The organism is Stenotrophomonas sp. SORGH_AS_0282 (assembly GCF_030818125.1).
GTDB lineage: Bacteria > Pseudomonadota > Gammaproteobacteria > Xanthomonadales > Xanthomonadaceae > Stenotrophomonas > Stenotrophomonas rhizophila_A.
In genome coordinates this window covers 3946053-3962279 of sequence record NZ_JAUTAB010000001.1, presented here as the reverse complement: position 1 = coordinate 3962279, position 16227 = coordinate 3946053, and the positions used below count along the sequence as shown (strand labels likewise).

Here is a 16227-nt window from a genome sequence, read left to right as displayed (position 1 = left end):
CCCTGCCGGTGCGCGCCCTTACCACCGCATTGAAAGGAAGCAACGCCGTGAATCGAGTCTACCGTCTGGTCTTCAACCGCACGCTGGGTGTCATGCAGGTCGCCTCGGAGCTGGTCACCGCACCGCGCGGCGGCTGCGACGCGCGCGGTGGCAACACGGTGGCCACGCTGCGCCCGGTGAGCTTCGCCCTGTGGCTGGCGCTGGGCTGGGTGGGCGTGGTGCAGCCACTCTCGGCGCAGCAGTCACCCAGCGCCGGCCGCATCATCGCCGACCCCAACGCGCCGGCCGACCAGCGCCCCACCGTGGTCAGCTCGGCCAACGGCACCCCGCAGGTCAACATCACCACGCCCAGTGCGGCGGGTGTCTCGCGCAACCAGTACCAGCAGTTCGACGTTGGCGCGCAGGGCGTGATCCTCAACAACTCGCGTGGCGATACCCAGACCCAGATCGGCGGTTGGGTGCAGGGCAACCCGTGGCTGGCCACCGGCACCGCGCGCGTCATCCTCAATGAAATCAACAGCAGCAGTCCCAGCCAGCTCAACGGCTACATCGAAGTGGCCGGCGCCCGCGCGCAGGTGATCATCGCCAATCCGGCCGGCATCCAGATCGACGGCGCCGGCTTCCTCAACGCCAGCCGCGTCACCCTGACCACTGGCACGCCCATCGTCAGCAACGGTGCGCTGGAAGGCTACCGGGTGGCCGGGGGCGCCATCCGCATTGCCGGTGCCGGCCTGGATGCCAGCCGCACCGACTACACCGACATCATCACCCGCTCGCTGCAGGTCAACGCCGGCATCTGGGCCAACCAGCTGCAGGCCAGCCTGGGCAACAACGTGGTCAGCGCGGACAACACCGCCGTGACCCCGCAGGCCGCCGGCGGCGGTGCCGCGGCGTTCGCCCTGGACGTGGGCGCGCTGGGTGGCATGTATGCCAACCGGATCTGGCTGGTCGGCAACGAGCAGGGCGTGGGCATGCGCAACGCCGGCAAGATCGGTGCGCAGGCCGGCGAATTGGTGGTCACCGCCGAAGGACGGCTGGAAAACACCGGCGCGCTGCACGCCCAGCAGGACACCCGCATCAAAGCCGCAGGCGGCGTTGCCAACGCCGGCACGCTCAGCGCCGAGCGCGAGCTGCGCGTGGACACCCCCGCCGACATCGACAACAGCGGCGGCACGCTCAACGCACGCCGGCTCGAACTCAACGCCGACGCGCTGCGCAACCGCGCCGGCAGCATCGAACAGGTGGGCGCGCAGGCGCTGCAGTTGAAGGGGGCCGACGTCCGCAACCTGCAGGGGCAGATCGGCACCGTTGCCACCACCACGCCAGGCGACGGCACCGGCAACACCGGCGGTACCGCACCTGGCAGCGGCAGCACACCCGGCACCGGCACGGGCATCCCGACGCCCGGCACAGGCACCGGCACAGGCACCACCCCGCCGCCCGCCACGACGGTTCCCCTGGCGGCCGGCATGCTCAACATCGCGCGCACGCTGGACAACGACGGCGGCGCCATCGACGCCACCGGCGTGCTGCAGCTGGACGCGCGCAGCAGCCTGGACAACAGCGGCGGCACGCTCGGTGTAGACACCCTGAAGGTGCAGGGCCAGGGCCTGCGCAACGTCGGCGGCACCCTGGAAGTGCAGGGCGCCACCACCGCCCGGGTAGCCACGCTGGACAACAGCGACGGGCACATGACCCTGGCCCAGGGCGCGGAGCTGCACACGCAGACACTGCTCAACCGGGGCGGCACCTTGGCGCACGGCGGCAGCGCCGCCAGCGCCTGGACGATCGGCACGCTCGACAACCGCGATGGCAGCATCGCCAGCAACGCGGCCAGCTTCGGCCTGGGCATCGGCACCCTGGTCAACACGCGGGGCAGCATCAGCCACGCCGGCAGCGACGGCCTGCGCCTGCGCGCCGATCGCCTGGATGGCGTGGGCGGTACCCTCGCCACCGCAGGCGACCTGCTCCTGCAGCTGGGCACTGCCGACCACCGCAATGCGCAGCTGATCGCCAACCAGGTCAGCCTGACCGCCGCGTCCTTCGACAACCGCGGCGGCCGCGTGCTCGCCACCGGGCAGCAGGCCAGCAGCCTGGACGTACAGGGCACCCTGGACAACGGCGACGGCGGCACCGTGGCCAGCAACGGCGACCTGCAGATCAGCGCAGCGCAACTGGGCAACGCCGGCGGCACCGTGCAGCAGGCCGGCAGCGGCAGCCTGCGCATCGATGCGGCTACCCTCCAGGGCCAGGGCGGCAGCGTGCTCAGCAACGGCAGCCTGCTGCTGCAGGGCGGCACCACCAACCTGCGCGACGGCACCACCGCTGCCCAGCGCATCGACATCCATACCAACGATCTGGTCACCGCCGGCGGCTCGCTCACCTCGGCTGGCCCCGATGCGCTGAACCTGCAGGTAAGCCGCACCTTGGACAACACCGGTGGCCTGCTCGGCAGCAACGGTGCGCTGGCCATCGAGGCCACCACGCTCATCAACAACGGCGGCAAGATGGTCGCCGCCGGCACCGGGGCAAGCACGCTGCGCGCCGGCGGCCTGCTGCAGAACCAGGGTGGCACGCTGTCCAGCAATGGCGACCTGCGCATCGACGCCGACGGCCTGCTCAACGCCGGCGGCAGCATCGATCACGCCGGCGACGGCACCCTGCAGATCACCGCCAATACCGTGCAGGGCAGCGCGGGCAGCATCGCCAGCAACGGCCTGCTGCAGCTGCAGGCGCAGGCGCTGGATGTACGCAAGGGCAGCACCCGCGCACGCCAGGTGGACATCCGCGCCGGGTCGCTGGACAACAGCAACGGCACGCTGCTGTCGCTGGGCGAGCAGGCCCTGCAGCTGAGCGTAAGCGGCGCCCTGCTCAACGATGGCGGCACCCTCAGTGCCAACGGTGCACAGCAGATCGAGGCGGGGTCGCTGAGCAACCGCAGCGGCGAGCTCACCTCGGCCGGCACCGCCGACACCCGCATCGTGGTGGCGGGCACCCTGGACAACCACGCCGGCAGCGTAGCCAGCAATGCCGCGGCGCTGCAGCTGCAGACCGGCACGCTGGTCAACGCCGACGGCGCCATCAGCCACGCCGGTACGGGGGGGCTGTCGATCAGCACTGGCCGCCTGGATGGACAGGACGGGCACATTGGTACCGGCGGCGCGGTCACCCTCAGCGCCGACGCGATCGACCATCGAGGCGCCTCACTGGCGGCCAGCCAGCTCGACCTCAGCGCGCAGTCGCTCGACAACCGCGGCGGCAGCATCGTCGCCACCGGTACCAGTGCCAACACGGTGCAGGTTGCCGACATCCTGGACAACGGTGACGGCGGCAGCCTGGCCACCAATGGCGATCTGACCATCACGGCCCAGACCCTGGGCAACGCGGGCGGTTCCATCCAGCAGGCCGGCAACGGCACACTCGCCATTGAGGTGGCGCGCCTGGACGGTACGGCCGGCAGCCTGCTCAGCAACGGCGCCCTGCAGCTTCGCGGCGACAGCCTGGACCTGAGCCGGGGTACCACCTCGGCGCAGCAGATCCAGATCGACAGCGAGCGCCTGGTCACCGCCGGTGGCCAGCTCAGCGCGCTCGGCACCGGCGTGCTGCAGGTGCAGGCCCGCACCCTGCTGGACAACAGCGGCGGCACCTTCGGCAGCAACGGCGCGGTCAACATCGCGGCCGGCACCTTCACCAACGACCACGGCAAGTTGATCGCGGCCGGTGAAGCGGCCTCGCAGATCCGCGTGGCCAACCTGCTCGACAACAGCGGCGGCGCCATCTCCGGCAACGGCAGTCTCCACATCGACACCGCCACCCTGCGTAACGCGGGCGGAAGCGTGGTCGCCAGCGACGCGCTGCAGCTGCAGGGCGAGGAACTGGACCTGCGCGATGGCGCGGTCGGCGCCACCCAGGTCACGGTGCAGGCCGGCAGCCTGGACAACAGCGGTGGCTCGCTCAATGCCGCCGGCACGGCCGACATGCTGCTGCAGGTACGCGACCGCCTCGGCAACGACGATGGCACCATTGCGTCCAACGGTGCCCAGCGCATCGAGGCCGGCACGCTGTCCAACCGCGACGGCACGTTGAGCTCGGCCGGTACGGCCAACAGCCAGATCACCGTCAGCGGCGAACTGGACAACAGCCAGGGCCTGATCGCCAGCAATGCTGGCGCGCTGGCAGTAAGCGCCGGCAGCCTGCGCAATGAGCAAGGCACGCTCAACCACGCCGGCACCGGGGGTCTCACGGTGGACACGCGCACGCTGGACGGCCGCGACGGCGCCATCGTCACCGCAGGCGACCTGGCCCTTTCGGCCACCACCGTGGATCATCGCGGTGCCACGCTGCAGGCGGCGCAGATCGCGCTGTACGCGCGCTCTTTCGACAATCGCGGCGGCAAGCTGGTGGCCACCGGCACCGGGGCCAACCGCCTCACCGTGCAGGACACGCTGGACAATGGCGGGCAGGGCCTGATCGCCAGCAACGGCGACCTCGCCATCAACGCGGCCACCTTCGGCAATGCCGGCGGCACCGTGCAGCAGGCCGGCAGCGGCCTGCTCGACATCACGGCGGTCCGCGTCCTCGGTGCCGATGGCTCGCTGGTGAGCAATGGCAGCCTGACCGTGCAGGCCGACGACATCGACCTGCGTGACGGCACCACCTCCGCGCAGCGCATCCGCATCGACGGCGGCACCGTGACCACCGCCGGTGGCACGCTCACCGCCACAAGCACCGATGCCCTTGTGCTGCACGCGCGCGGCCAGCTCGACAACAGCGGCGGCACCGTTGCCGGCAACGGCACGCTGGACCTTCGCGCCGGTGCGCTGCTCAACAACGCCGGTACGGTGCAGGCCGCCGGTACCGGTGCCAGCCAGCTGCAGATCGACCAGGCGCTGCACAACCGCAGCGGCAAGATCCTCACCAGTGGCGATCTCGCCATTACCGCGTCCAGCCTCGACAACCAGGGCGGCACCCTGCACAGCGCAGCCGACCTTCGCGTGGGCGTGGACGGGCTGCTGGACAACAGCAACGCCGGCCTGGTCGCCAGTGCGGGCGACGCCGACATCAGCGCCGGAACCCTGGACAACCGCAGCGGCGCCATCGAGCAGGCAGGCGACGGCCAGCTGCAGATCAACGTGCAGACCCTGCAGGGCGCGGCTGGCCGCATCGTCAGCAATGGCGCGCTGAACCTTGAAGGCGAGACCCTGGACATCAGCGGCGGTACCACCGCCGCGCGCGACATCAAGGTCATTGCCGGCAGCCTGCAGAATGCAGGCGGTACCCTCAGCGCCACCGGCGAACAGGCCATGGTCCTGCAGGTACGCGATGCGCTCGGCAACAATGGCGGCACCATCGCCGCCAATGGCGCGCAGCAGATCAGCGCCGGCGCGCTCTCAAACGTTGGCGGCACGCTCAGCTCGGCCGGCAGCGCCGACACCCGCATCGACGTCACCGGTCAGTTCGACAACAGCCGCGGCACCGTGGACAGCAATGCCAACGCCCTGCAGGTAAACGCAGGCAGCCTGATCAATGAGGCAGGCCGCATCGCCCACGCAGGCGACGGTGGCCTCACCCTGCACACCGGCAGCCTGCTCGGCCAGCAGGGCAGCATCGCTACCACCGGGGCACTGACCCTGCGTGCGGGGGAAGTCGATCATCGCAACGCTACCCTCAGCGCCAACCAGCTGGACATCGTGGCCACCGGCTTCGACAACCGCGGCGGCACCGTGGTGTCCGGTGGCACGGGCCCCAGCACCGTGTCGGTGCAGGGCAGCCTGGACAACGGCAACAACGGCACCCTGGCCAGCAATGGCGACCTGCAGATCACCGCAGCGACCTTTGGCAATGCCGGCGGTACCGTGCAGCACGCCGGCAGCGGCACGCTTGCGATCAACGCGCACACGCTCAATGGCCAGGGCGGCAAGCTGCTCAGCAATGGCACCCTGCAGTTGCTGGGCGAAAGCACCGACCTGCGCAACGGCACCACCGCCGCGCAGCGCATCCGCATCCAGACCGGTGACCTGATCACGGCGGGCGGCACGCTCACCGCCGCCGGTACCGAGGCCCTGGCGCTGGACGTGCGCGGCCGCCTCGACAACACTGCCGGTACGCTGGCCACCAATGGCACCCTGGACCTGCGCGCCGCGCACCTGTTCAACAACCAGGGCACCGTGCAGGCGGCCGGCACCGGCGGCCACCAGCTCACCCTCGGCGGGGCGCTCGAAAACCGGGGTGGCCGCATCCTCACCGGCGGTGCCACCACGGTCACCGCTGGCAGCGTCGACAACCGCGCCGGCATCCTGCACACCGACGGCAGTGCACCGCTCACCCTCACCGTGGACGGCCTGCTCGACAACAGCGCGCAGGGCACGATCAATGCCGGCGGCAGCGCCGACATCCGCGCACAGTCGCTCAACAACACCGCCGGCATCCTCGCCGCCGGCGCGGTGCTGCAGCTTGATACGGCTACCCGGCTGGCCAACGCCGGCGGGCTGATCCAGGCCGGTACCGACCTGCACCTGGGCGCGGCCGGCATCGACAACCAAGTCGGCCGGATCATCGCCGGTACGCTGGAGCTGGACACCCGCGGCCAGGCGCTGGACAACCGGGGCGGCACCATCGCCAGCCTCACCGGTGGCGGCGTGCTGCGCACCGGCCTGCTCGACAACACGGGCGGCCTGCTGCAGACCGCCGGCAACCTGCGCATCGACACCGCCGGGCAGGCACTGATCAACGCCAACGCAAACGGCAATGGCATCAACAGCAGCGGCACGCTGGACATCACCAGCGGTGCGTTCGACAACCGCGCCGGTGTGGTGTTCGGCCAGGGCGCCATCACGCTCAACGCCAGCAGCGTGGACAATGCCGGTGGCTCGCTCCAGGGGGCGGGTGACCTCACCCTCCGCGTGCAGGCGCTGAACAATGCCGGCGGCGCCATCAGCGTCGGCGGCAACGCCGATATCGCGTTGCCAGGCGCGCTCGACAACCGCAGCGGGCTGGTCGCCGCCGCCGGCACCTTGACCGTGCAGGCCGCCAGCGTCGACAACCGCAACACGCTCAGCGCGCCCAATGGCCCGGCGCTGGGATTGCAGGGCAAGCAGCTGCAGCTGACCAGCGGCAGCCTGGTCAACCAGCAGGGCCAGGTCCTGGCCGACAACCTGACGCTGCAGCTCGGCGGGCTGTTGGACAACACCGGCGGGCAGGTGTCCGCGTCGGAGACCTCCGACATCAGTGCAGACAGCATCGCCAACGGGGGTGGCACCCTGGTGGCCGGTACCCACCAGATCATCCGCACCCGCGAGATCACCGGCGACGGCAGGGTGCTCTCGCAGGGCGACATGACCCTGGAGCTGCGCCAGAGCTACACCAACACCAGCGAGCTGGCCGCCAACGGCACGCTCACCCTGGCCATCCAGGGCAACCTGGACAACCTGGGCAAGCTGCAGGGTGCCAACGTCAACATCAGCGCCGGCAACGTCTACAACGCAGCTACCGGTGAGATCAGTTCTGTCGGCCTCACCCGGCTGGTCGCCGCCGGCGAACTGGTCAACCGCGGCCTGCTGGATGGGCGTACCACCCATGTCGACGCCGGGACGCTGGTCAACATCGGCACCGGCCGCATCTATGGCGATCACATCGCCATCAACGCCGGAACGCTCAACAACCAAGCGGAAAACGTGGGCGGCGTGCAGCGATCGGCGACCATTGCCGCACGCCAGCGCCTGGACCTGGGCGTGGGCGTGCTGAGCAACACCGGCCAGAGCCTGGTCTTCAGCGATGGCGACGCCGCCATCGGCGGTGGCCTGAACGGACTGAACGCGGTGGGCACTGCCCAGCGCATCGACAACCTCAGCTCCACCATCGAAATCGCCGGCAACCTGGACATCAACGCGCTAGCGGTGAACAACATCCGCGAGAACGTGGTGGTGCAGCAGCAGACCACCCGGCATGCCCCCGTTACCCTGAACCAGCCGGGGTGGTTCAAGAACGGCAACAACACCGGCAGCCTGCGCAACACCTCCAACTTCCAGCCCTACGAGGTGTATTACCTAAACCCGGCTGACATCCTGGAGGACTCGGCCTACATCACGCCGGACGGTCAGCAGATCCGCAGGGCGGTGGTCAAGATGACCCCCAATACCAGTGCGTACTACTTCGCGCGCGGCGGGCTGTACGGCGCGCGCGGCGAACGCGCGCGTCTGGACGTGCAGGGCGGCACGATGGTGATCTACTACGTGCTCCGCGCGGACAACCGCAACAATCCCGACCAGCTCGGGGCCGGCGCTGAAGACCCCTTCCGCGACCTGTCGACGTCGCAGCCGGGCAGCCCAGCGTTCCATTATGAATCGGACAACCTGACCTACAGCAACGCCTACGGTACCTGCACCACCACGTGCGTGCAGCTGATCACTTATCCGGACTACGACAATCCGGACGCGATGCTGATCAACATGCAGCGCCATCCGGAAAACACCAGCGGCAATGAAGAGCGCCGCGTGGCCACGCGCACCACGGTGGAAGACGTGGTGGTGTCGGCCGGTTCTGATGCGGTGATCAATGCGGGCGGCAACATGCGCATCACCACCGATGCACTACGCAACGAGTACGCCAGCATTGCCGCCGGTGGCGACTTCGCCACCTTCGGCATTACCCAGGACGCGTCGGTCACCAACATTGCCAAGACGCTGTACCGGACCCATTCCTTCTTCAATGAGTCCTATACGTACAACAAGTCGAAGACCACATGGAGCGCCGCACCGATCTCTGAACAGACCGGTGTCTTGGGCTCGGGCATCGTCGCCGGTGGCAAGCTCACCATCGACGTAGGCAACCTGCGCAATGAAAACACCGGCCGCGACGCACCCAACGTGCGCGACGGTGACAGCATGGCCAATCTCAATACCGGCGGGCCCGGTGCGGGTTCGGTCGGCCCCGGTGCCGGCGCGGTACAGGGACCGGGACAGAGTGCCGGGCAGGGCGCGGGACCGGTCTCCGCGCAGGGCCCGAATGCCGCCGCCGCAGCGCAGGGCCAGAACGGCACCGCCGTGCAGGGCCCGGGCAATGCCCACGCGCAGTTGGCCGACACCGCCACCGCGCAGGGACCAGGCCAGGTCGGCTCGGCAGGGCCGGGCGGCAGCGGCGTGCAGGACATCAGTGCCGTCCAGGCCGGACAGGCCACCGCCACCGGCCCGACGGCCGCGCAGGGCGGCAACCATGCCGGCAGTGGCGCCAACGCTGCACTCGACCGCAAGCAGGCCGTGGCCGCCGCCGGCAACGATCCGCACCTGGTGGTGACCACCGCACCGAACGCCAGCGCCCCCAGCGCCAGCCTGTTCAACGTAGATGCCAACCGCGGCAGCTACCTGGTCGAAACTGATCCGAAATTCGCCAACTACCGCAGCTGGCTCAGTTCCGATTACCTGCTGCAGCGCGCCGGCTACGAGCCCTCCCAGACCCAGAAGCGCCTGGGCGACGGTTTCTACGAGCAGAAGCTGGTGCGCGAACAGATCGGTGAGCTCACCGGCCGCCGCTTCCTCGATGGCTACGCCAGCGATGAAGATCAGTACCGCGCGCTGCTGGAAGCCGGCGCCACCGTGGCCGGCGAATGGGGCCTGCGCCCGGGCGTGGCCCTGACCGCCGAGCAGATGGCACGGCTCACCAGCGACATCGTGTGGCTGGTGGAGCAGGACGTGACCCTGGCCGACGGCTCAACTGCCCGCGCGCTGGTGCCGCAGGTCTACCTGCGCGTGATGCCGGGCGACCTCGACCACAACGGGGCACTTCTGGCCGGTGCCGACGTGGACATCAAGCTGCGTGGCGACCTGGTCAGCAACGGCTCCATCGCCGGGCGCCAGCTGGTCAGCATCGACGCCGGCAACATCCGCAACATCGGCGGCGGGCAGATCAGTGGCCAGCAGGTGGGCCTGAAGGCCAGCGGCAACATCGACATCATCGGCAGCACCGTCACCGCCACCGACGTACTGGCGCTCAAGGCTGGCGGTGACATCACCGTGGCCTCCACCACCCGCGAATGGCAGGACAACGGCGACCTGCTGACCCAGCGCACCACCACCCTGGATCGCGTGGCTGGCCTGTACGTGACCAACACCGACGGTGCCGGCGTGCTGAGCGTCAACGCCGGCGGCAACGTGGAACTGCGCGCCGCCCAGCTGGCCAACGCCGGTGCCGACGGCCTCACCGCCATCGTGGCCGGGGGTGACATCAACCTGACCTCGGTCGCCGAGCAACGGAGCGTGTCGCTCACTCACGACGCCCGCAACTTCAGCAACCAGAGCCAGCTCACCCACACCGGCACCACCATCACCGGCGCCGGCGACGTGGTGTTGAACGCGGGCCGTGACCTGAACCTGGCGGCCGCCAATGTCTCGGCGGCCAACGCCCTGGTCGCCCAGGCCGGCCGTGACATCAACAGCGTCGCCGTGGTCGACACCCAGACCTTCGAGAGCGGCGCAAAGAGCCGGAACCACTCGCGCGAGGTGACCGCCGCCAGCGGTTGGGTGCTGGGCAACCAGCTCAGCGGCGGCGAAGGCGTCGCCCTGCAGGCCGGGCGCGACCTCACGCTGCAGTCCACCACCGTGGACAGCAGCGACGGTGGCGTGGTGCTTTCGGCCGGCCGCAACGTCGCCCTGACCACCGCCCAGGAAACCCACGACCTGGTGGTGGATGAAACCACCCGCAAGAAGAAGACGCTTTCCAGCACCACCACCACCACCCACGAGCAGAGCGCGGCCAGCTACGCGGTCGGCTCCAGCGTCGGCGGCAAGTCGGTGGACATCATCGCGGGCAACGACGTCTCCATCACCGGCTCCACCGTGCTGGCCGACAACGACCTGCGCATTGCGGCGGTGAACAACATCACCATCGAATCCGCGCAGGACACCCTGAGCGAAGCCAGCAGCTTCAGCCAGAAGAAGTCGGGCATTACCGGTGGCTTCGCCAATGGCGTGGCCTCGGTGGGGTACAGCAGCGCCAGGTCCAACAACGAGAGTGCCAGCCAGTCCACCACCCAGGTGGGATCGGCAGTGGGCTCGATGGACGGCAACGTGCAGCTCAACGCAGGCAACCAGCTCACCATCGCCGCCTCCGACGTGGCCGCCGGGCAGGACCTGACCCTGATCGGCAAGGACATCAACCTGGTGGCACGCCAGGACACGCTGGACACCCAGAACAGCCAGTCCAGCAAGTCCAGCGGCCTCTCGATGGGCGTCACCTACGACCCCACCAAGGCCTACCGCAGTGCCCGCGATTCCACCACCGACGGCATGGCCGACAGTGGTTCGATCATGGGCGACATCACCCGCAATGCCGAAGGCACCGCCTCCGGCGTGCGTGCGGCCACCACCTCGGTGGTGGTCACCGGCGGCAGCCAGCGCTCCAGCGGCAACCAGACCCACTCCACCAGCGACGCCCGCGTGGCCCAGCTGAGTGCGGGCGGCGACATGACCCTGATCGCCAATGGCGGCTCGATCACCAGCCAGGGCGCGCAGCTCTCGGCAGAAGGCGACGCGCTGCTGCTGGCCACCAAGGACATCGTCTTCGACGTGGCCCACAACACCGAATCCAGCACCAGCCAGAGCGCCGGCAAGGGCTGGGGCTTCGCCAACAACACCAGCGGCCTGCCGTTCGGCACCAACAACTCGCGCAGCGACGGCACCGGCCAGAGCGACACCATCACTGGCACCCAGCTGTCGGTGGGCGGCGGCGTGCGCATGGCCACCACCGAAGGCGACATCAGCCTCACCGCGGCGAACATCGCCGCCGAGAAGGACGTCACCATCCGCGCCGCGGGCAACCTCACCGTGCAGAGCGGCCAGGACACGGTGAGCAACGCCAACACCGCCGACAGCAAGGCCATCGGCACGGTGCAGATCTCTGACACCGAGAAGTTCGCCGGCTGGCACCGCCAGCAGCACGAGGACGACAGCGGCATGGTCTCCCAGGTCGCCAGCACCATCGGCAGCCTGGGCGGCAACGTCAACCTGGGTGCGGGCGGCAAGTACACCCAGATCGCCAGCAACGTGGTGGCCGCTCAGGATGTGAACATTACTGCCGCCGAGATCGAGCTGCTCACCGCAGATGAGAGCGGCCATAACTCGCAGAGCGACAAGGACCTGAAGATTGGCGTGTTCGCGCGGATCAAGTCGCCCTTCATCGACCTGATCAACAACGTGGATTCGGCACGCCAGTCGGACGGTCGCCTGCAGGCCATGCAAGGCATGGCGGCCGGTGCCAATGCCTACCAGGCGGCCAGCGCAATCTCGGCGGCCGCCGGCGGCGCTGGCAGCGGCTCGCTGTTCAGTGCCGAAGCGGGCATCGGCTTCAAGTCCTCCAGCAGCAGTGCCGAGGGCAGCAGCACCGTTTCGCGTGGCTCCACCATCCAGGGCGGCGGCAACGTCAACCTGACCAGCACCAGCGGCGACATCCACGTGGTGCAGGGCAACCTCAGCGCCGGCAACACGCTGGCGCTGGATTCGGCCGGCGATATCCTGCTCGAAGCAGGCAAGGCGCACCTGCAGGACAAGAGCAGGAGCAACAACGCAGGCGCCGAAGTGGGCGTGGGCGTATCGGTTGGCGCGCAGACCGGCGTGTACGTGTACGCCGAAGCCAGCGTGGGCAGCAGCAAGTCCAACGCCGACAGCAGCACCTGGCAGAACACCACCCTGACCGGCCAGAACATCTCGCTCAAGGCCGAGGGTGACACCACCCTGCGCGGCGCCACCGCAACCGCGGACCGCATCGACGTCAAGACTGGCGGCACGCTGACCATTGAATCGCTGCAGGACGTTGCCGAAAGCATGTCCAAGGACAGCCAGGTGGGCGGCCGCGTGCAGGTGTCGGTCGGCACCGCGTGGGACGCCAGCGGCTATGCCAGCGCGGGAAAAGCCAACGGCAGCTACAAGGGAGTCGGCCAGCAGTCCGGGTTGTTCGCGGGCGATGGCGGCTACCACGTCGACGCCGGACACGTGAACCTGGTGGGCGGCGCCATTGCCAGCACCAATGCCGCCAACAGCGAGCTGACCGCGCAGAGCTTGACCTTTACCGACCTCAAGAACGAGATGGACTACCGGGCGAGCTCGGCAAGCATCAGCGGTGGGTTTGGGAACAAGGGCACCGGTGAAGGCGCCGACAAGAATGCCGCCGGTCAGTTGAAGGACATCGGCACCAACGTGGCCGGCGGCAAGTTTGGCAGCGCGGACGGCACCAACTTCAGTGGTGGCGTGCCGATGACCAGCAGCGGCAGCGACAGCTCCACGACCTACGCAACCCTGACCGAAGGCAACATCACCATCGGTGGAAAGAAGGTCACGGCTGCAGAGCTGGGTGTCAACACCGATGCCAGCAAGGCGCACGAGGCGATCAATGCGCTGCCCGACCTGCAGAAGCTGATGCAGGAGCAACAGGCGATGTCGTCGGCTGCGGGCACCGTGGTGGCGACAAGCAAGCAGGTGGCCGGAGATGTGTTCGCCTACAAGAGCAAGGTGGCACGAGCTGAATACGAACGTGAGCTGCAGAAAGACAGCACCAAGTGGAACGATTACTCGAAGTTGGATGAGGCAGGCAAGCAGAACTATCTGGCCGACAACAGTCCTGGTTTCCAAGACGCACTGAAGTGGAGCACCGGTGGTAGCTACAGTCGTGCGCTTGATGCGGTGACTGCCGCCGTTGTAGCTGGCGTCGCAGGACAAGGAGGCAGCCAGGTTGCAGCAAATGCGCTTGCCCCCTATGCGGCCAACTTCATTGGCAGCCAGTTCGATCCGAACCACGGAGAGAATCCGGACGCGACTCTCCAGCTGATCTCACATGCGGTGCTCGGCGCACTGCTGGCCGAGGCAAACGGTGGAAGCGCGGGGAGTGGCGCAACCGCCGCGGTCGGGGGCGAGCTGGCCGCGAAATTCATCACGGAGTACCTCTACAGGGGCGAGACCAGTAACCTTACCGAGGAGGATAGGCAGACAGTCCTCGCCCTGTCTCAGGCAGTGGGTGCGCTTGCAGGATCTGTGGGCTCGGGCGGGCTTGCAAGTGCAGCGCTGGGCGCCGGTATTGCGCAGAACGCCATTGAGAACAACTACCTCAGCCACGGTGAGCGCATGCAGTATCTCGACGCGATGCTCGGCTGCCTCAAGGGAGACAAGGAGGGCTGCGGCACCGAGAAGGAGCTTGCTGCTCTTTCAGATTCCCGCAACCAATCCCTGATCGCCGCCTGCACTGGCGCTGCCAGTTCCCCGCAGTGCGCAACGGAGCAGGAAAAACTGGGCGCCGCGTACGCCACGCTGGTCCACAGTGATGCCGCTTATCAAAAGTGGATTAGCGACAATGCGGTGGATCTGGCCATAGCCGCAGCAAAAAGCGACAGAAGTGGTGAGATTGCCAGCGGTCTTCTGACCCACACCAGCAAGCAGGATGCACTTTACAAGATTACTTGTGCGGCCGCTGGAAGCTGCGGGAAAGACACCGCCATGCAACTCGCGATGGCTGGGAAAGGCCAAGAAGCGGCCACCAATCTTGCCTTGAGCATGATCTTCGGCGGCGGCGGGCAGATTGCAGGTGTAACCGCAAATGCGGGGGGCATGGTCATCGACATGGCCGCGATGAATCCCATCTACAGCGCCTACCAGCAGTACGAACAAGCCAAGTACGACATCAATCGAATTCAGGAGATTGGTGCCATCGGCCTTGTCAAAGAAAAAGGCATGGGAGTAATTACGTCGATTTCGGACTATGCAGGCAGTGCATGGGACACGCTTAAATACGAAACTGGATTCACCGACAAGTGGAACCTCGCTGATGTAACCTCGAATGGGTACACGAAGGGCGAGGTTGGTTTGGACGCAGCCCTCGCGGTCATGAGTATGGGCGAGTTAACTGCGTTGCGTGCGGCCGTGCAGGCAAGGCGATTGTCTAAGCTGGAGCGTGAAGCTGCTGCGGCTGGACAAGCTCGTCCCCTTCCGGAGACGCACGTTGCCGAAAATCCCAAAGGCCAAGTCGAATCCACCAAGGGCGGCGCGGAGCCGAGCGGTGTGGCAGACGCTGGAACGCCCTCCGGGAAGCCGGTGGAGATTGGTGGTGTATATGGAAAACCAAGTGAGGTTGTCCAAAACAGAGTGTCTGAGCTGCAGGCTCAAATACCTGAAAACTCTCGGGGTCGAATCACGATGGGGGTTGCGATTGTCGAGGATGCCAATGGTGTCCGGTCTGTCGTGATTAGTACCAGTGAGCCCCGAGGGTACCTGCGACCTGGTGTAACAGCTAAGCCTGGGGAGAAGGTCATCGCAGGCACTGGCCATGCGGAAGCTGATATCATCAAATATGCAAGCGAAAACGGGCTGAAAGTGGTCGATATTGGTGCTACCCGTCCAGTGTGTCCAACCTGTCAGTCCAGCATTGAACCGACGGGTGCAAATGTGTCTACGCCGCTAAAACCGAAGCCCAGGGAAACGTCAAAGGTATCTCCAAGAAGGAATGAAGAATGATGAGGTTGGAAGCGGTGTCTGTGGATCTGATGACCCGATTGAGGCAAGCCAGCCCTTCGCAAAGAAGGGCTGCTGTATTGGCAGCGTGTGGCTATGCAATCGAATCTGCGAAAGTGCATGATAGTGTCGTGCTTTCCGTTCTAGGCGAACTGAGTTTGGGGCGCGATGTTTTGGCATCCAAGATTGAAGAGATAAAGATGCTGGCAGAGCAAGCCGACGAGCAATATTTCGATCTTCATGACGCCGGTGACTCGTCGGGAGACAACGCTTATCTCTTCGCATTCAGCAGGGCTCGCGCTTTGTCGGCACTGCTATTTGCCGTTGAGAACGAGTCGCTGCATTCTTCCTCTGAGTCGATATACGAGGCAGTCTCAGCTGTCGACGATCCTAGCGCCATTACTGTTCGAGTGGTTTCCGCATTGGTCTGACCGCAAGTGAGGCCGAGGAATTGGCTACAGTTGCCGACAGGGAAGTCGCATGGAACGCTATTTGATGCGGGCGGACATAGCTATTATGGACCGATGGGTTCTGGGCGATCTGAGTCATCAACGATTGGCACCTGATCGAACCGCCGGTCAACTTCATGGAGCCCGGTAGCCATAGCCTCTCGGTCACGCACCCAGGGCACGAGGTCGACTATTCACTGGCTGGATACGCGAGTGCCCCGCTTGTCAGTCAGAGGCTCTTCAGTGCATTGAGGGGTTTGCCCGAGGTCGACCAGCCATATGAGAACGTTGTC

Annotated in this window: 2 protein-coding genes; both read left to right on the top strand. The window is 67.0% G+C overall.

Annotation, left to right across the window (positions count from 1 at the left end; translation table 11 throughout):
- The first annotated feature begins 47 nt into the window (after positions 1-47).
- On the top strand, positions 48-15488 hold the full coding sequence (locus tag QE395_RS17940) for a hemagglutinin repeat-containing protein (protein ID WP_306990198.1): 15441 nt from the start codon (positions 48-50) through the stop codon (positions 15486-15488).
- On the top strand, positions 15488-15916 hold the full coding sequence (locus tag QE395_RS17935) for a hypothetical protein (RefSeq protein ID WP_306990196.1): 429 nt from the start codon (positions 15488-15490) through the stop codon (positions 15914-15916). The genes QE395_RS17940 and QE395_RS17935 overlap by 1 nt, the downstream gene beginning before the upstream one ends.
- Positions 15917-16227: the final 311 nt, after the last annotated feature.